Here is an 18,252-nt window from a genome sequence, read left to right as displayed (position 1 = left end):
GCGGCGGTCAGTGCGCGGCGCGTGCGACCGGCGGCTCGTCCGCAGGCTGCGCGGCCCGTTCGCCGATCAGGCGCCCGCGCGCGGACAGCCGCAGCCAGTGCCGCAGCGCGATCAGCGCGCCGATCACGCTCATCATCGAGCCGGGAATCCACAGCAGCAGGCCGCCGATCTGCTGGTCGCGCATCGGGCTCAGCCACGTGAACGCGCGGCCGCAGATCGAGTAGATCGGATACAGCTCGTGCGGCGTGAAGAAGATCAGCGCGCCGAGCGCGATCTGAGGCGGGATCGCCGCGACGACGATCAGGATCCGGCGGCCCGGCGACAGCCGCGCGGGCGGCGCGGGACGCGGATCGACGACGAGCCACCAGAACAGCAGCCCGTCGATCACCATGCTCCAGTTCATCACGCGATACAGGCGCCAGTCGAGCATCGCGATGAAGTGGATCGGCGACAGCAGCCAGAAATAGATCAGCCCGACGAACAGCACGACCGCGACGACCGGATGGAACACCACGTCGAGCGTCGCCCGTACCGGCGCCCACGCAAGCGCGGGACGCACGAAGCGCTGCCGCCAGCGGAACGGAATGCCCGCCCGGATCGCCGCGCCCGGATAGGACAGCGCGATGAAGAACGGCCCGAGGTGATGCAGCACGAGGTGCTGCGCGCGGTGCAGGAAGAATTCGTGCTCGAAGAAATAGTCGAGCCGCGTATGCAGCGCGATGTAGAGCGCCGTCAGCCCGAACCAGAACGAGAACTGCCGCAGCGGCGACACCTTCGCCTTCTTCACGCCGCGCGCGAACAGCACGGCGGCCGTGAGCACCGCGATGACCACGGTCGGCGACGGTTCCCACGGATCGAGCCAGTACAGGAGGTTCATCGCGCGCGCATCACTTCGCCTTGGCCGGCGATTTCACGGCGAACGGCGCATCGACCGTTTCGCCGTCGGAGAATTTCAGGCGCAGGTGCACGGTGTCGCCCGGTTTGATCGCGTGCTTTGGCTCCTCGAGCATGAAGTGATAGCCGCCCGGCGCGATGTCGACCTTGCCGCGCGCGGGGATGGTCAGCTTGTCGACCATTTCCATCTTCTGCGTCGAGCCGTTCGATACCGTCTGGTGCAGCATCGCCATCCCGTAGTCGGGGCTGTCGACGTTGACGAGGTCGATCGGCTTGTCGCCGGTGTTCACGAGCGTCACGTAGCCGCCGGCGGGCAGCTTGTTCGGCAGCCAGCGCACCCACGCGTTCTGCGCGCTGATCGCGCCGGAGGCATATGCGTGGGCGCCGGCGCACAGCGCGGCGAGGAGGGCGAGCGTCTTGAGTGTCGTTTTCGTGTTCATGGCGCGGTTCAGGTCGTGGAGGCGGTGTCGATGATCCGGCGCACATCGGCGGCGATGGCGTCGGGCGAATCGCGATCGGTCGCGAGCAGGCGTGCGCGGCCGGTCGCGTCGAAGATGTAGACGGCCGAGCTGTGCGTGACTTCGTAGCCGCCGGACGGATCGCGTTTTTCCATCTGGTACGCGACGCGATAGCGCTTGGCGAGCGACTCGATCTGGCCGTCGGTGCCGGTCAGCCCGCGCGCATGCGCGGGGTCGAACGCGGCGACATAGGACTGCATCGCCTGCGGCGTATCGCGCGCGGGATCGACCGATACGAACAGGATGCGCACGTTGTCCGCCCGGGGGCCGAGCTTCGCGAGCACGTCCATCAGCCGCGCCAAGGTTTCGGGGCAGACATCGGGGCAGTGCGTGTAGCCGAAGTAGACGAGCGCGACCCGGCCGCGGAACGCATCGGCGTCGACGGGACGGCCGTCGCCGCCGGTCAGCCTGAACGACAGGTCGGGCAGGTGGCCGGTGACGTTGGTCAGGTTCCAGCGCGGCTCGTCGCGCGTGCACGCGGCGAGCGCCACGGCGGCAGCGAGGGCCGCGGACCTGCGGATGAGGCGGGAGAGGCGAGACGGCATCCTGGGCTCGATCGGGCGAAATGGGTGACCGGCCGGCGCGATGCCATGCGTCGCGCGGCAGGCGGTTGCGACTGTAGCGCAATTCGCGCGCCTGCGTCCTTTTGAAACCGGTACGGTGCCGGCCAGCGGGGCAATATGTCGCAGTTGACGCGGTGGGGCGGCGCGAGGTTCGCGCTGCCCCGGTTTCGCCCATCTGGGGGGCGCAGGCGCGGTAAGATGCGCACAACTCCATTCGCGCAGTGGCGGCCGGCGTGTGCCGGCCGGCCCTCAGACTATCGAATCGATGCAATCCGTTCCGGCTTCCCTGTCCCTGACCGATACCGCGTTCTTCTTCGACTTCGACGGCACGCTCGTCGAGCTGGCGCCGACGCCCGACAGCATTCGCGTTCCGCCGTCGCTGCTGACGCTGCTCGACGAATTGTCGCGCCGCTCGCACGGCGCGGTCGCGATCGTGTCCGGGCGCGGCATCGACAACCTCGACACGTTCCTGAAGATGCCCGACCTGCCGATCGCCGGCCTGCACGGCGCGGAGCGCCGCGATGCGAACGGCGACACGCAGCGCATCGGCTTCAACGACGAACGCCTGCTGCGCATCGAGCGCGAGCTTGCCGACGTGGTCGACCGCCATCCGGGCATGTTGCTCGAAATCAAGGGCGCGGCCGTCGCGCTGCACTTTCGCAATGCGCCCGAGCGCGAGGCGGTGGCGCGCGAGGCGGCCGAGCGCCTCGTCGCCGACTATGCGGATGCGTACGTGCTGCAACCGGGCAAGATGGTGTTCGAGATCAAGCCGAAGGGCGTCGACAAGGGCCGCGCGCTGGCCGCGTTCCTCGACGAGCCGCCGTTTGCGGGCCGCGTGCCGCTGTTCGCGGGCGACGACCTGACCGACGAGAAGGGCTTCGCGGTGGTCAATGCGCGCGGCGGCCTGTCGATCAAGGTCGGCGCGGGCGAGACGTCCGCGCGCATGCGGCTCGATTCGGTCGATGCCCTGCATGAGCAGATCGCACGCTGGCTCGGCGCGGGGCAGCCGCACGCATGAGCCGGCTCATCATCGTTTCAAACCGCGTCGCGCCGATCTCGGAAGGCGAACCGGCGGCGGGCGGCCTCGCGATCGGCGTCTACGACGCGCTGAAGGAAACCGGCGGCATGTGGTTCGGCTGGAGCGGCGACGTGGTCGCGTCCGGCGCGCCGCAGCCGCAGATCCGCATCGAGGAGCGCGGGCCCGTGACGTTCGCGACCGTCGGGCTGTCGCGCCGCGATTACGACCAGTATTACCGCGGTTTCTCGAACGCGACGCTGTGGCCCGCGTTCCATTACCGCGCGGACCTGATCCAGTACGATCGCCACGAATTCGACGGCTACCGCCGCGTCAACGTGTGGCTCGCGCAGCAGCTCGTGCCGCTGCTGCAGGACGACGACGTGATCTGGGTGCACGACTATCACCTGATTCCGTTCGCGCGCGCGCTGCGCGACGCCGGCGTGAAGAACCGCATCGGCTTCTTCCTGCACATCCCGTTTCCGGCCGCGCAGGTGCTCGTCAACGTGCCGCCGCACCGCGAGCTCGTCGAGTCGCTGTGCGCGTTCGATCTGCTCGGCTTCCAGACCGAGCCCGACCTGCGCGCGTTCTGCGACTACGTCGAGTTCGAGGCGGGCGGCGACGTCGAGCGCGACGGGAATACGGTAAGCGTGCATGCGTTCGGCCAGACGCTGCGCGCGGCCGCCTATCCGATCGGCGTGTATCCGGACGAGATCGCGTCGCTCGCGCAGGCGGGCGAAAACGGCAAGGCGGTGCGTACGCTCGCGACGTCGCTACGCGGGCGGCAACTGATCATGAGCGTCGACCGGCTCGATTATTCGAAGGGGCTCGTCGAACGCTTCCGGGCCTTCGAGAAGCTGCTCGAGCACCAGGCGTCGATCCGCAACCGCGTGTCGTTCCTGCAGATCGCGCCGTCGACGCGCGCGGACCTGCGCGCATACCAGGACATCCGCCTGCAGCTCGAGGCGGAATCGGGGCGCATCAACGGGCGCTACGCGGAACTCGACTGGGCGCCGATCCTCTACATTCACCGCCAGTACGACCGCCAGCTGCTGGCCGCGCTGTACCGGCTCGCGCGCGTGGGCTTCGTGACGCCGCTGCGCGACGGGATGAACCTCGTCGCGAAGGAGTACGTGTCCGCGCAGAATCCGGACGATCCGGGCGTGCTGGTGCTGTCGCGCTTCGCGGGCGCCGCACGCGAGCTTACCGGCGCGCTGATCGTCAATCCGATCGATATCGACGGGATGGCCGATGCGCTGTCGCAGGCATTGACGATGCCGCTCGCCGAGCGGCGTGCGCGCTACGCGGACATGATCGCGCAGCTTCGCGAGAACAACGTGTCGGTGTGGCGGGACAATTTCCTGCGCGATTTGCAGCAGGTCTGACCGGATTGCACCCGCTGCAATAGAAAAAGCCGCCGTGCGCAAGCAAGGCGGCTTTTTCGTCGGCGGTATGCCGGCGCGTCAGGCCACGCGTTCGCCGGTGGGCGTGTTGCCGTCGGCGGGCGCCGCGTGATGGCGGCCGTGCTGCTTCGCGAGCAGGTCGCGGTACAGGCCGGGACGGTTGCGCAGCACGTCGGGCGGGCCGTCGTCGATCACCTTGCCGTTGCTCATCACGATGATGCGGTCGAAGTTGCGCAGCGTCGACAGGCGGTGCGCGATCGCGATCACCGTGCGGCCGACCATCAGGCGGTCGAGCGCGCTCTGGATCGCTTCCTCGGACGCGCTGTCGAGCGCCGACGTCGCTTCGTCGAGCAGCAGGATCGGCGCATCCTTCAGGATCGCGCGCGCGATCGCGATGCGCTGGCGCTGGCCGCCCGACAGCTTGACGCCGCGGTCGCCGACGATCGTGTCATAGCCTTCCGGCATCGCCTCGATGAATTCCGCGCAGCGCGCGTCGCGCGCCGCGGCGAGCACTTCCTCGCGGGTCGCGTCGGGGCGGCCGTACGCGATGTTGTCGTAGATCGTCCGGTGCAGCAGCGAGATGTCCTGCGGCACCAGCGCGATCGCATGGCGCAGGCTGTCCTGCGTGATGCCCTTCACGTCCTGGCCGTCGATCTTCACGACACCGTCCTGCGTGTCGTAGAAGCGCTGCAGGAGCGCCAGCACGGTCGACTTGCCGGCGCCCGACTTGCCGATCAGGCTGACGCGCTGGCCCGGCTCGATATGGAGGTCGAAATGGTCGAGGATCGCGCGGCGGTGCGGGTACGCGAACGTCACGCGCTCGAAGTCGACGCGGCCGCCCGTGGCCGACAGCGGTTGCGCGTCGGAACGGTCCGGCATCCCGTGCGGTTCGAGCAGCGTCTTCACCGCTTCGGACAGGCGTGCGACGTGCTGCGTGACGTCGACGAGCGCGACCGCGAGGTCGCGCGTGCCGTGCAGGATCGTGAAGCCGAGCGAGCTGACGAGCACGATGTCGCCCGACGTCGCGCGGCCCTGGTCCCACAGCCACAGCGCCCAGCCGAGCAGGCCGGCGGACAGCATCGCGGTGATCACCGCGTGCAGCAGGCGCAGCTTTTCGAGATAGAGCAGGCTTTGCTGGCGCGCATCCATCTCCGCCTTGACCGTCGCGCTGAAGCGCTTCTGTTCGCGCAGCGTCATCCCGAACGCGCGCACGAGGCCCATGTTGCCGATCACGTCGACGAGCTCGCCGTCGACCGCCGCGGCCTTCGCCGCGAACGCGTGATGGCGCGCCGAGCCGCGGCCGGCCAGCTTGAACAGGATGACGGACAGCACGGCCGAACAGCCGAGCAGGCCGGCCGCCATCAGCGGATTGACGACGATGATCATCAGGATCGCGCCCATCACCGCGATGCACGGCGGCAGCACGTTCCACGCCATCGTGTTCTCCGACGTGTAGACCGCGTTCGACGTGGCCGTGATGCGGCTGGCGAGCGTGCCCGGCTGCTTCTCCGAGTAATACGTCGGCGAATGGCCGATCAGGTACTGGAACAGGTCGCGCCGCAGGTCGCCGGTGACCGCGACGAACGTGTGCGCGGCGACCCAGCCGCCGACGCGCCACAGCAGGTTGTCGGCCGCGATCAGGCCGACGAGCAGCGCGAACGCGCTCCACAGCGGGCCGGGATGATGCCGCCCGGTCGCCAGCACGTCGATCAGGTGCTTGATCGCATATTGGGAGCCGAGCGCGCAGCCGACGGCGGCCAGCACGCTGCAGAGCACCACCAGGTGGGCGACCGGATGGAGGCGGATGTAGCGGAACAGGAACGCGATCGGCCGATGCGCGTAGCTCGACAGCTTCGCGTTGTGGGCGTTGCGCTGGGCAGGGGTGAGAGATTCCAAAATATGCGTGCGGTGATTCGGTGATTGAGCGTGGCGGCTGGATCGCAGGCCGGCGCGCTCGGACTGAATAATCCGGCATTGTAAACAAGGCCGCGCGTCGCGCTGCGCGAATCTTGCCTTGGCCAGGGGCTCGCGTTCGATTTTGAGATAAAATCCGGCATCCCGTCCTGCCGCGTGTGCCGGAATCACGCTGCCGGCAGCTGCGGGTTAACGAGGATCGCCAAAACGGCCTTCCACTCTAGAACGGACGCCCGAGTCCGCGGGTTGCAAAGTGTTGCGCCTTTGTAACAAAGTAAAGAGTTTGAAATGTCGTGCGCCGTATCGGGATTAACCCTAGATAATCGGCTCCGGGTTCGATTCCAGGTTTTTTACGAACCCCTGTCAACGGGTCTTCGTTTCAAACGTTCTATGCCTGTCGCGTCGACGACGCTCCTTGAGCAGCGCGGGTTCGACGCCCCGGCAGGCTGATTCGTCCGGCTTTCGGACGACATGCATCCCGGCCCCCGGCAGGTTGCCGACCCATACCTGGTTTTTTGCCGATTTTTTAGGAGTTACGCATGCGAATCGCCCAAATCGCTCCGTTGCATGAAGCGGTGCCCCCGAAACTGTACGGCGGTACCGAGCGAGTGGTGTCCTACCTCACCGAAGCACTCGTCGAGATGGGGCATGACGTCACGCTCTTCGCGAGCGGCGATTCGCAGACCTCCGCGAAGCTCGAAGCGTGCTGGCCGCAGGCGCTGCGCCTCGACCCGACCATCCGCGACGTGATGGCCCCGCACATGCTGCTCCTCGAGCAGGTGCGCCGCCGCGCGGAAGAGTTCGATGTCCTGCACTGCCACATCGACTACTACCCGTTCTCGCTGTTCTCGCGCCAGCCGGTCCCGCATCTGACGACGATGCACGGCCGTCTCGACCTGCCGGAGCTGCAGCCGATCTTCAACGCATTCAGCGACGTGCCGGTCGTGTCGATCTCCGACAACCAGCGCATCCCGCTGCCGCAGGCGAACTGGCTGTCGACCGTGTATCACGGCCTGCCGGAAAACCTGCTGACGCCGATCCCGAACGTGAAGCCGAGCTACCTCGCGTTCCTCGGCCGCATCTCGCCGGAAAAGCGCGTCGACACCGCGATCCGCATCGCCGAGCAGGCCGGCCTGCCGATCAAGATCGCCGCGAAGCTCGACAAGGCCGACCGCGCGTACTACGAAGAGAAGATCAAGCCGCTGTTCGCGCTGCCGCACGTCGAGTACATCGGTGAAATCAGCGAAGCCGAAAAGACCGAATTCCTCGGCAACGCGCACGCGCTGCTGTTCCCGATCGACTGGCCGGAGCCGTTCGGCCTGGTGATGATCGAGGCAATGGCTTGCGGCACGCCGGTGATCGCGTTCAAGCGCGGCTCGGTGCCGGAAGTGATCGACAACGGCGTGTCGGGCTTCGTCGTCGAAGACGAACTGTCGGCCGTCGCCGCGCTCAAGCGCCTCGATACGCTGCCGCGCGAGAAGGTTCGCGCCGCGTTCGAAGCCCGTTTCTCGTCGAAGGTGATGGCGCAGAACTACGTGAAGGGCTACGAGGAACTGCTGCGCCAGAAGCGCCGCACGGTGCTCCGCGAAGTCAACGCGAGCTGATTGCGGGCCGCCGCCGCATGGCGGCGCGCGACCGTACGACGCCCCGTCCGGGTCTTCCGGCGGGGCGTCGTCACATCCGCGGCGCGGATGTGTTGTATTCTCGCCGCGCCCGGCGGCGCGAACCGCCTTCGAAGCGGCCCGGCACGCCATCCGGCCGTCTGTCCAGACGGTAATGTCCCTATAATGGCCGTGCCGTGAAATCCGGCCCGGTACGAATATCCAGAGGAGAGCAGTTTTGGCGAGAACGAAAACCACGCGCGCAGCGCCGGCCCCCGGCGCCGGTGTGATCTTCGCGTTGCGCGCGATCGGTCTCGTGCTGCTCGCGCGCTGGCTGTTCTCGATGTCCCAGATGGGCTATCGCTCGTCGCTGTCGGCGATGGTGTCGTCGCCGTGGGCATTCATCTACCTCATCCTGATCTTCCTGCTGCTCGCGCTGCCGGGTGCCGCCGCACGGGCCGAGCGGCCGTTCCATCCGCTGCCGCAGTGGCTGCGCCAGGCGCTGCGCGCGTTCGCGCTGATCGGTTTCCTGTTCGCGGTGTGGTCGATCGGCGCCTTCACGTGGGCGGCCGGCTGGCGCCGCGCGCTGCACGCGGTGACGGCCACCAACGGCTGGCTCGTCGCCGCGCCGGCGCTGTACGCGGCGATCGTGTGGATCTGCCGGCCGCGGCCGCTGTGGCGGACCAACGTGGCCGCGCGCCGCTTCGCGGTCGGCCGGTATGCGATCTCGCTCGACATGCTGACGCGCACCGCGATCGTCTGGATGGAAAGCCGCAAGGTCGGCCAGTACGACGCGCGCGAACTGTCGGTGCGCTGGCCCGGCCGCGCGGCGCCCGCCGCGGGCGAACAGGGCGAGCAAGGCGCGCAGCCGGCGGTCGTGCCGCCGCGTCGCGGCAGCCTGTTCAATCGACCGAAGGTGGAGCTGCTGTGGGATTCGCCGGCGGCTGTCGGCCACAACCGGCAGATCGTGATGCGCACGCCGCTCGCGACCGAAGGCGACCGCGTCGCGGTGCTCGCGCTCGACGCGGCGCTCAAGCAAATCGTCTGACACGGCCCGCGCACGGACGCGGGCGACAAGGAGGCGCGATGATCGTCCGTTGGTTGCTGGCTGCCATCCACCTGAGTGCGTTCGGCGTCGCGTTTGCCGCGATCGCGGCGCGTAACCGCGCGTTGCGCCGGCTCGTCGCGTCGGCGCAGGCGGCCGATTTGCCCGGCGTGTTCAAGGCGGATGCGCTCTGGGGGGGGGCTGTCCGCGCTCGTCCTGATCGCGACGGGCCTCGCGCGTGCGTTCGGCGGTTTCGAAAAAGGGACCGCGTACTACCTGCACGAACCGCTCTTTCACCTGAAGATGACCGCGCTCGTGCTGATCCTGCTGCTCGAGGTCGTGCCGATGCTGGGGCTGATCCGCTGGCGTGTCGCCGCGCGGCGGCAGCAGATGCCCGATATCGGCCGTGCGCGCACCTATGTGCGGATCGGCCACTGGCAGGCGGTGCTGGTGATCGTCATCGTGTTCGCCGCGTCGGGGATGGCGCGGGGGATTGGCGCGGCCGGCTAGGCGCGGCCGGCTAGGCGCGGCCGGCTAGGGACGTCCGGTCAGGGACGCCCGGTCAGGGACGCCCGGTCAGTGATCCCCGGCTAGAGGCGGCCGCCCGGGCGTGACCGGGCGACGTTGCCGCCCGGTCGGTCCGTGCTCAGCGCACGAGGCACGGGCGCTTGTTGTTGAACGTCCAGCCCGGAATCAGATACTGCATCGCCGCCGCGTCGTCGCGGGCGCCGAGGCCGTGCTGCTTGTACAGCTCGTGCGCGAGCGCGACCGCATCCATGTCGATGTCGATGCCGAGCCCCGGCCGCTTCGGCACGTCCACCAGACCGTTCTCGATCTTCAGCGGCTCGCGCGTCAGCCGTTCGCCGTCCTGCCAGATCCAGTGCGTATCGATCGCGGTGACCTGGCCCGGCGCCGCGGCCGCGACGTGCGTGAACATCGCGAGCGACACGTCGAAGTGGTTGTTCGAATGCGAACCCCACGTGAGGCCCCAGTCGCGGCACATCTGCGCGACCCGCACCGAGCCCTGCATCGTCCAGAAGTGCGGATCGGCGAGCGGGATGTCGACGGCGTGCAGCTGCACCGCATGGCCCATCTGCCGCCAGTCGGTCGCGATCATGTTGGTCGCCGTCGGCAGCCCCGTCGCGCGGCGGAATTCGGCCATCACCTCGCGGCCCGAGTAACCGTTCTCCGCGCCGCAGGGATCTTCCGCGTACGCGAGCACGTGATGCTGGTCGCGGCACAGCCGCACGGCCTCCTCGAGCGACCATGCGCCGTTCGGATCGAGCGTCACGCGCGCGTCGGGGAAGCGCTCGGCGAGCGCCGTCACGGCCTCGATCTCGCTTGCCCCTTCGAATACGCCGCCCTTCAGCTTGAAGTCGTTGAAGCCGTAGCGCGCATGCGCGGCTTCGGCGAGCCGCACGACGGCTTCGGGCGTCAGCGCGGCTTCGTCGCGCACGCGTGTCCAGTCGTCGGTCGCGCCGCGGCCGTCGCGATAGGGCAGCGCCGTCTTCGTGCGATCGCCGATGTAGAACAGGTAGCCGAGCATCTCGACACGCTCGCGCTGCTGGCCTTCGCCGAGCAGCGCGGCGACCGGCACGCCGAGATGCTGACCGAGCAGGTCGAGCAGCGCGGCCTCGAGCGCGGTGACTGCGTGGATCGTCGTGCGCAGGTCGAAGGTCTGCAGCCCGCGGCCGCTCGCGTCGCGGTCGGCGAAGGTGCGCCGCACGTCGTTGAGCACCGCATGATAGTTGCCGACCGGCTGGCCGACGACGAGCGCGCGCGCGTCGTCGAGCGTGCGGCGGATGCTTTCGCCGCCCGGCACTTCGCCGACGCCCGTGCGACCCGCGCTGTCCTTCAGGATCACGAGGTTGCGGGTGAAGAACGGGCCGTGCGCGCCGCTCAGGTTGAGCAGCATGCTGTCGTGGCCGGCGACCGGAATCGCTTGCAGGTCGACGATGCGCGGCGTGTCGGGGGAGGGCGAGGCAGTGACGGCGTTCATGGGCGGCGATGGCGAGAGAGTGGGCGATGCCGTGCGGCAAAAGCTTTGCCGCGCGCGGCGGGAGGTGCGATCATTCGACAACCGATGTGCGCGGCGCGCAAGGCCCGCATGTCGACGCAACCCGAAACGGGGTGAAAGCGGCAACCGGGCCGGCGGCGCGCGAAACGCGAACGCGGCCCGATTGTCAGGCACGGGACCGGGGCGGTGCTGAACGGCCGACCTGAGTCGACAGGAGATCCGTGCGCCGATCATCAGTCGTCGGATGACTTGTGACGCAGTATAATGAATCATCGGCTTTCGCTCAAACCCCGCGTAAACCCTCGGCTCACATTACGATCATTCAAAAAGGAACCGGCCACATGTCCGTGCCTACGCTTCCCGCAGCGCCGCGCCGTCGCGCACGCAGCCTCGCACAAGATGTCGTCGACGCGCTGACCGCGCAGATCGAAAACGGCACGCTGCGTCCCGGCGACAAGCTGCCGACCGAAACCGAAGTCATGGCGGCGCAGGGCGTGAGCCGCACGGTCGTGCGCGAGGCGATCTCGCGGATGCAGGCGAGCGGCCTCGTCGAGACGCGCCACGGCATCGGCAGCTTCGTGCTGGAGCCGTCGCGCCGCCAGACGCTCGGCATCGATCCCGCGACGATCACGACGCTGCGCGACGTGCTCGCGGTGCTGGAGCTGCGCATCAGCCTCGAAAGCGAGTGCGCGAGCCTGGCCGCGCAGCGCGCGAACGATGCCGACCTCGCCGCGCTGCGACGCGCGCTCGACGCGATCGCGACGGGCGCGGGCGGCGGCCGCGACACCGCGCAGCTCGACTTCCAGTTCCACCTGCAGATCGCGCAATCCACCGGCAACCGCTATTTCGTCGACATCATGACGCAGCTCGGCACGTCGATCATCCCGCGCACGCGCGTGAACTCGGCGCGCTTTGCCGGCGACGACCTCGAGCGTTACGTGGGCCGGCTGAACCACGAGCACGAGGACATCTACGAGGCGATCGCGCGCCACGACCCGGAAGCGGCCCGCGCCGCGATGCGCACGCACCTCACGAACAGTCGCGAGCGGCTGCGCCGCGCGCACGAGGCGGCGGAGGCCGAGGCCGGCTGACCGCTGGCTGGGGCGTGGGGGCCGCGCGGCGGCGGGCCTGCCTCGAATCGCTTCAACATCAGTCGTCATACGAGATCGGTGCGGGCGGCGCCGGTCTCAGCGGCGAGGCGGCGTTTCCGCCGCCGGCCGCCTCCGTCGCCGATCAGCCTCCCTTCGTCACGATCGTCTTCCACGCGCCATTCTTCACCTGGTACAGCGTCGACATCCCGCTCTTCAGCGAGCCGTCGTTCGCGAACGAGATGCGGCCGGTCACGCCTTCGAAGTCGATTTTCTTGAGCGCCGGGCGATAGGCCTTCGGGTCGGTCGAGTTGGCCGCCTGCATCGCCTTGATCGCCGCCCACGCCGCGTCGTAGCCGAACTGCGCATACGACAGCACGTCGACGCCGAAGCGCTTCTTGAAGCGTGCCTCGAAATCCTTGCCCTGCGGCAGCTCGTCGAGCGGACGGCCGTATTCCCATGCCATCGCGCCTTCGGCGGCCGGGCCCGCGATCTTGATGAACTCGTTGTCCTTCACGCCGCCGCCGCCGACGAACTGTGCATTCAGCCCGAGCTGGCGCATCTGCTTGATGAAGTTCGCGGCGAGCGAATCGAGGCCGCCGAAGAAGATCAGGTCGGGATTCTTGGCCTTCAGGCTCGTGATCTGCGCGCGGAAATCGACCGCCTGGTTGTTGGTGAACTCGCGGCCGATGAGGTTGCCGCCCGCGGCCTTCACGGCCTTCTCGAATTCGTCGGCCTCGCCCTGGCCGAACGCGGTGCGGTCGTCGATGATCGCAATGCGCTTCGCCTTCGTCACCTCGACCGCGTACTTGCCCGCGTTGCCGGCATTCTGGCCGTCGGTCGCGATCACCATGAACATGTTCGCGAGCCCGCGCGACGTGAGCGTCGGGTTGGTCGCGGCCGGGTCGATGACCGGAATGCCGGCCTTGTCGTAGACCACCGACGCCGGGATCGTCGTCCCCGAATTGAAGTGGCCGACCACGACCGACACGTTCTGGTCGACCAGCGCCTGCGCGGCCTGCACGCCGATGCGCGGATCGGCCTGGTCGTCCTGCACGACGAGATTGAAGCGGGCGGGCTTGCCGGCGATCTGCACCTTCTGCGCGACCGCATCGTCGAGCGCGAGCTGGACACCGTTTTGCAGATCCTTGCCGTAGCCGGCGTTCACGCCGGTGAGCGGCGCGGCGAAGCCGACCTTCACGTCGGTTGTGTCGGCCGCCTGCGCGGCCTGTTGCGAGAGGAGGGCAAGCGCGGAGGCGATGGACACCGACAGCACGGAATGACGGAATTTCATGTTGTTCCTCTTGTTCGACACCGGCGAGTGGATACCGCGCGCACCAGGACGGGCCGGGCGCGTGCGACGGGCGGGCGGTTCGACCGCTTCTCGGAATCGGGCGGGGAGGTCGGCATCGTGACCCTCGGAAACATCTCCCGGCAGGCTCCGCGAAGAGCCCCGATTGCCTCGATATATAGGTCGCCGATATGCGCGGGTCTTGGAAATTTGCCGCGCATTCGATGCGGATTTGCGCATAGCTTCCGCGCGACCGGCCACGGCCGGTATCGGGAGTTTCCCGTCGCGAACGGAACGGGCGCGCAGAAGGGGGGAGCGGTGCGGGGCAAGGGCGCGGCGCGGCCTGTCGGGGCCGCGCCGCGCGTGGGCCGACGTCAGTCGGACAGGGCGTCCGAGGCGGCCTCGGCGTCGTCGTGCGACGCGGTCGTGCGGATCAGCGGGTCGCTGGTGCTCGGGCGGCCCGTTTCGACGTGGCCGGCGAAGCGGCGCAGGAAGCCGAGCTGCTGGCCGTCGCTGACGGTCAGGTCGTACCAGCCGTGGCTGCCGCGCAGGTCCCAGTAATCGTCGACGTGCGCGCCCGGCGCGAGATCGAACGTACGCGCGTGACCGTGGCCGTACGCGTTCGTGACCTTGAGCCGCACGGCCTTGTGGCCGCGGTTCATCAGGCGCAGCGTGATGTTGCCGTTCGCGACGTCGTAGCCGTAGATCACTTCGGGGTTCACGTTCGCGCTGCCGACGCCGGTCGCGAACGGGCCGCGGAAATGGCAATAGAAGCCGTTCGGGCCGTATACGTCGAGGTCGTACAGGCCGAGCGACGCGGCCGCGCTCCACGTATCGGCGATGCGTTTGCCGGCTTCGACCGTGTACGTCCACGGGCCGTCGACGCGGTTGCGCGACTGGACCTGGAACGCGGCGCCCGCGCGGCCCGTGTTCGCGAAGGTCAGCCGGAACTGGCCGTTCGCGGCTTCGACGCGGCCGTGCACGAACAGCTCGTACGGCAGCGCGCGCGCCGGGCGCAGCCCGGCTTCCTGTTTCGGCAGCTTCTGCAGCACCGGCGGCACCGGGATGTAATCGGGGTGGCGATTGCGATCCGGCGGCGCGTAGCCGCTCGTATCGGGCAGCGTCGGCCAGCCGGCGTCGGCCGTCGCGAAATCGAACGCGGCGGTCAGGTCGCCGCACACCGCGCGACGCCACGGCGACACGTTGGCGGCCGTGACCGGATACTGCGCGCCGAACCGCGCCTCGATGAATTGCAGCAGCGACGTGTGATCGAAGGTCTGCGAGCAGACCCAGCCGCCCTTGGTCCACGGCGACACGACCAGCATCGGCACGCGCGGCCCGAGCCCGTACGGGCCGGCCATGTGCGATGCGTCGCCGGCGAAAACCTCGTTGGTCGTCGCGACCGTCGACAGCCCGTTCTCGCGCGACTGCGGCGCGAACGGCGGCGGCACGTGATCGAAGAAGCCGTCGTTTTCGTCGTACGTGATGAAGAGGGCGGTCTTGCTCCACACGTCGGGATTCGACACGAGCGCCTTCAGCACCTGCTCGATGTACCACGCGCCGTAGTTCGCGGGCCAGTTCGGGTGCTCGGAATACGCTTCCGGCGCGCAGATCCACGACACCTGCGGCAGCGTGCCGTTCTTCACGTCCTGTTGCAGCACGTCGAACAGCGTGCCGCCGGCGCTGATGTTGGTGCCGGTGCGCGCCTTGTCGTACAGCGGCGTGCCGGGCAGCGCGGTGCGGTACTGGTTGAAGTAGAGCAGCGCGTTGTCGCCGTAGTTGCCGATGTACGGGTTCTGCGTCCAGCCCCACGAGCCGTTCGCGTCGAGCCCCGTGCCGACGTCCTGGTAGATCTTCCACGACACGCCGGCCTGTTCGAGCACTTCCGGATACGTCGTCCAGCCGTAGCCCTTTTCCTCGTTGCCGAGCACCGGGCCGCCGCCCGTGCCGTCGTTGCCGACGTAGCCCGTCCACATGTAGTAGCGGTTCGGGTCGGTCGAGCTCGGGATCGCGCAGTGGTACGCGTCGCAGATCGTGAACGCGTCGGCGAGCTGGTAATGGAACGGGATGTCGTCGCGCTTGAGGTACGCCATCGTCGTGGTGCCCTTGTTCGGCACCCACTGATCGTAGCGGCCCTTGTTCCACGCGGCGTGCATGTCCTGCCAGCCGTGCGGCAGGTCCTGCAGGAACTGCAGGCCGAGCTTGTCCGCGCCGGGGTGGAACGGCAGCAGTTCGGCCGGGCCGACCGGCTGGTGAAACACCGACTTGCCGTTCGCGAGGCGCAATGGGCGCGGGTCGCCGAAGCCGCGGACACCGCGCATCGTGCCGAAGTAGTGGTCGAACGAGCGGTTCTCCTGCATCAGGATCACGATGTGTTCGATGTCGCGGATCGTGCCGGTGCGGCGGTTCGCGGGAATCGCGAGCGCATCCCGGATCACGGGCGGAAACAGGTTCAGCGCGGCGGCGCCGGCAGTGCCGGCGGCGACGCGCAGGAAGTCACGACGGTTCGATCGGGTCATGGTCGTTATCGTGCGGTAAAGGGGGAGCCGATTGGCGGGACCTGCGGGAAAGGCGCGCACCGAATCGCAGGATGCGGCTGCGTCGGTGCGTGCCGCCGCGAGCATAGCGAGGAATCGGTGTCATTCATGTGAAGTCCGGAAACGTTTGCATGGACGGCGAACCGGTATCGGGATGCGCATCGCCGGCGGTCGTGGTGTAACGGGGAAAGCAGGAAAGCAGCGCGGCGGAGCAGCGCAACGCGGTGCCGGCGCGTCAGGCGTCGGTCACCCACGCGCCGAACCATTCGCTCGGGCGGGCGATCTCGTCCTGCGCGGCGACGAGTTCGAGTTCGTAACGGCGTGCGTCGTAGGTGGCCTTCACGACCGCATGCACGGCCGCGAGCGTGTGTTCGAACGCGGCGCGCACGGAGTCGCCGCGCAGCCGGCACGCGACGAAGATCGCGCTGGTGAGGTCGCCGACGCCGACCGGGTGGCGCGGAAACGCATACAGCGGCCGCTGGCCGATCCACGCTTCGGTTTCGGTGACGGCGAGCATGTTGAAACGGTCGGCCGGGCTGTTGCGGTCGTGCAGGTGCTTGACGAGGATGATCTGCGGGCCGCGGCGGATCAGCGCGCGGCAGGCGTCGACGGCTTCGGCGACGGTCTCGATGTGCCGCCCGGCGAGCTTCTGCAGTTCGGTATGGTTCGGCGACATGCCGTCGGCGAGCGCGGGCACCTCCTGGACGATGAATTCCTCGACGCCGGGCTCGGGCCGGATGCCGCCCGTCTGGCCCATCGCCGGATCGCAGAAGTACCACGCGTTCGGATTCATCGCCTTCACCGAGCGCACGATCTCGACCGCCGCGCGCGCCTGCGGCGGCGAGCCGAGGAAGCCGGACAGCACCGCGTCGCAACGTTTGAGCGCGCCGATGGCGGCGATGCCGTCGACGAGCTGTTCCATCTTCGCGGCATCGATCGCGCTGCCGGCCCAGTGGCCGTACTGCATGTGATTCGACAACTGGACGGTGTTGAGCGGCCAGACGTTGACGCCGAGGCGCTGCATCGGAAACACGGCCGCACTGTTGCCGGCATGGCCGTAGATGACGTGCGACTGAATGCTGAGGACGTTTTTCATGGGAATTCGCCTGCACGCGTTTCAGGGTCACGTCACACGATACCCGAGTTCGTCATACGCGCGGAAGTCGCGCGGCCCCGGAGTGTTGCGCGCCGTCGTCACGCGAGCGCGTAGAATCGCGGGGCGCGAGCCCGTCCCGCTGCACTCCGGCGGCCCGCGCGCGTCCCCCCATCACCGTGATCGCCATGCTTTCGATTTGCAAGATGTTGTCCGTCGCGCGTGCCGCGGTGCTCGGCGCGAGCGCCGCCGCCGCGTGCGCGCTGCCCGTTGCGGGCGTTGCCGCGACGCCCGCCGCCAACGACGGGCCCGCGTACGGCCCGCGGCTGGAAGGGTTTGCGTATCCGGCGCCCGTGCACGCGTACGCGTTCGTGTCGCAGCGGGAAACCCTCGAGATGGCGTACCTCGACGTGCAGCCCGCGCACCCGAACGGCCGCACCGTCGTGCTGCTGCACGGCAAGAACTTCTGCGCGGCGACCTGGGAAGACACGATCGACGTGCTGAGCCGCGCCGGCTATCGCGTGATCGCGCCGGACCAGATCGGTTTCTGCAAGTCGTCGAAGCCCGAGCGCTACCAGTACAGCTTCCAGCAACTCGCGCGCAACACGCACGCGCTGCTCGAATCGCTCGGCGTGAAGTCGGCGACGATCATCGGCCATTCGACGGGCGGGATGCTCGCGGTCCGCTACGCGCTGATGTATCCGAAGGCGACCGACCAGCTCGTGCTCGTGAACCCGATCGGCCTCGAGGACTGGAAGGCGCTCGGCGTGCCGCCGCTGTCGGTCGACTACTGGTATGCGCGCGAGCAGAAGACCACGGCCGACGGCATCCGCCGCTACGAGCAGGCGACCTACTATGCGGGCAAGTGGTCGCCGTCGTACGAGCGTTGGGTGCAGATGCTCGCCGGGATGTATCGCGGCGCCGGCCGCGACGCGGTCGCGTGGAACTCCGCGCTGATCTACGACATGATCTTCACGCAGCCGGTGGTCTACGAATTCGGCGCGATCCGCGTGCCGACGCTGTTGATGATCGGCGACAAGGACACGACCGCGATCGGCAAGGACGCCGCGCCGCCCGACGTGCATGCGAAGCTCGGCCGCTATCCGGAGCTCGCGAAGCGCACGCAGGCCGCGATTCCCGGCGCGCAGCTCGTCGAATTCCCGGCGCTCGGGCACGCGCCGCAGATCCAGGACCCCGACGCGTTCCACAAGGCGCTGCTCGACGGGCTGGAGGCCGTGCGCCCGCAGTGACGCGGAGCAGGCCGCCGGCCGCG

General features: G+C 68.5%; 14 protein-coding genes and 1 pseudogene. 7 read left to right on the top strand and 8 right to left on the bottom strand.

Annotated features, from left to right (window positions below):
- Positions 1-7: 7 nt before the first annotated feature.
- The 3 genes from LGN10_RS04460 to LGN10_RS04450 are packed head-to-tail and all read right to left on the bottom strand — an operon-like array spanning position 8 to position 1,957.
- Complete coding sequence (locus tag LGN10_RS04460) at positions 8-877, bottom strand: cytochrome c oxidase assembly protein (RefSeq protein WP_059638305.1); 870 nt, start codon at positions 875-877, stop codon at positions 8-10.
- 10 nt (positions 878-887) lie between these two features.
- The gene (locus tag LGN10_RS04455) at positions 888-1,334 is read right to left on the bottom strand and encodes a copper chaperone PCu(A)C (protein WP_226221980.1); all 447 of its coding nucleotides are present in this window, start codon (positions 1,332-1,334) and stop codon (positions 888-890) included.
- 8 nt (positions 1,335-1,342) lie between these two features.
- The gene (locus LGN10_RS04450) at positions 1,343-1,957 is read right to left on the bottom strand and encodes an SCO family protein (RefSeq protein ID WP_059573980.1); all 615 of its coding nucleotides are present in this window, start codon (positions 1,955-1,957) and stop codon (positions 1,343-1,345) included.
- A 283-nt stretch (positions 1,958-2,240) separates the two neighbouring features.
- Between LGN10_RS04450 and otsB the strand changes: the two genes are divergently transcribed.
- Both otsB and otsA read left to right on the top strand, forming a co-directional pair.
- Positions 2,241-2,993, top strand: a complete 753-nt coding sequence (otsB, locus tag LGN10_RS04445; RefSeq protein ID WP_059573979.1) for a trehalose-phosphatase — start codon at positions 2,241-2,243, stop codon at positions 2,991-2,993.
- A complete protein-coding gene (gene otsA, locus LGN10_RS04440; RefSeq protein ID WP_059573978.1) occupies positions 2,990-4,375 on the top strand; it encodes an alpha,alpha-trehalose-phosphate synthase (UDP-forming) in 1,386 nt (461 codons plus the stop codon). Before otsB ends, otsA begins: the two co-directional genes overlap by 4 nt.
- 78 nt (positions 4,376-4,453) lie before the next feature.
- On the opposite strand, the gene LGN10_RS04435 is transcribed toward otsA, so the two are convergent.
- A complete protein-coding gene (locus tag LGN10_RS04435; protein ID WP_226221978.1) occupies positions 4,454-6,289 on the bottom strand; it encodes an ABC transporter ATP-binding protein in 1,836 nt (611 codons plus the stop codon).
- A 557-nt stretch (positions 6,290-6,846) separates the two neighbouring features.
- On the opposite strand from LGN10_RS04435, the gene LGN10_RS04430 reads away from it, so the two are divergent.
- The 3 genes and pseudogenes from LGN10_RS04430 to LGN10_RS04420 all read left to right on the top strand — a co-directional run bounded on the left by LGN10_RS04430 (position 6,847) and on the right by LGN10_RS04420 (position 9,463).
- The gene (locus tag LGN10_RS04430; RefSeq protein WP_034186533.1) at positions 6,847-7,911 is read left to right on the top strand and encodes a glycosyltransferase family 4 protein; all 1,065 of its coding nucleotides are present in this window, start codon (positions 6,847-6,849) and stop codon (positions 7,909-7,911) included.
- A 235-nt stretch (positions 7,912-8,146) separates the two neighbouring features.
- Positions 8,147-8,956 carry a hypothetical protein gene (locus tag LGN10_RS04425; protein WP_226221976.1) on the top strand — a complete coding sequence of 270 codons (810 nt, stop codon included), beginning with the start codon at positions 8,147-8,149 and terminating at the stop codon, positions 8,954-8,956.
- A 38-nt stretch (positions 8,957-8,994) separates the two neighbouring features.
- Positions 8,995-9,463 (top strand): annotated as a pseudogene (locus tag LGN10_RS04420) (DUF2214 family protein).
- A 136-nt stretch (positions 9,464-9,599) separates the two neighbouring features.
- Here the strand turns inward: LGN10_RS04420 and gudD are convergent.
- Entirely contained in the window at positions 9,600-10,952 is a 1,353-nt protein-coding gene (gudD, locus tag LGN10_RS04415) for a glucarate dehydratase (protein WP_226221974.1), read from the bottom strand.
- 359 nt (positions 10,953-11,311) lie between these two features.
- Here gudD and LGN10_RS04410 point away from each other — a divergent pair, with 359 nt between their 5' ends.
- Positions 11,312-12,061, top strand: coding sequence for a FadR/GntR family transcriptional regulator (locus LGN10_RS04410; protein ID WP_011544971.1), 750 nt, complete (start codon positions 11,312-11,314; stop codon positions 12,059-12,061).
- Positions 12,062-12,203: 142 nt separating this feature from the next.
- On the opposite strand, the gene LGN10_RS04405 is transcribed toward LGN10_RS04410, so the two are convergent.
- The 3 genes from LGN10_RS04405 to pdxY form a co-directional block, all read right to left on the bottom strand.
- Positions 12,204-13,352, bottom strand: a complete 1,149-nt coding sequence (locus tag LGN10_RS04405; protein WP_124657609.1) for a branched-chain amino acid ABC transporter substrate-binding protein — start codon at positions 13,350-13,352, stop codon at positions 12,204-12,206.
- A gap of 371 nt (positions 13,353-13,723) precedes the next feature.
- Positions 13,724-15,868, bottom strand: a complete 2,145-nt coding sequence (locus LGN10_RS04400) for a phosphocholine-specific phospholipase C (RefSeq protein WP_226221972.1) — start codon at positions 15,866-15,868, stop codon at positions 13,724-13,726.
- Between the two features lie 253 nt (positions 15,869-16,121).
- Positions 16,122-16,982, bottom strand: a complete 861-nt coding sequence (pdxY, locus tag LGN10_RS04395) for a pyridoxal kinase PdxY (protein ID WP_226221970.1) — start codon at positions 16,980-16,982, stop codon at positions 16,122-16,124.
- Between the two features lie 185 nt (positions 16,983-17,167).
- Here pdxY and LGN10_RS04390 point away from each other — a divergent pair, with 185 nt between their 5' ends.
- Positions 17,168-18,229, top strand: a complete 1,062-nt coding sequence (locus tag LGN10_RS04390) for an alpha/beta fold hydrolase (RefSeq protein ID WP_226221968.1) — start codon at positions 17,168-17,170, stop codon at positions 18,227-18,229.
- The last annotated feature ends 23 nt before the right edge of the window (positions 18,230-18,252 follow it).

This window comes from Burkholderia sp. AU32262, assembly GCF_020419985.1.
Classification (GTDB): Bacteria; Pseudomonadota; Gammaproteobacteria; order Burkholderiales; family Burkholderiaceae; genus Burkholderia; species Burkholderia semiarida.
The sequence above is the reverse complement of the archived record's forward strand: the minus strand, read 5'-3'. Positions and strand labels throughout refer to the sequence as shown.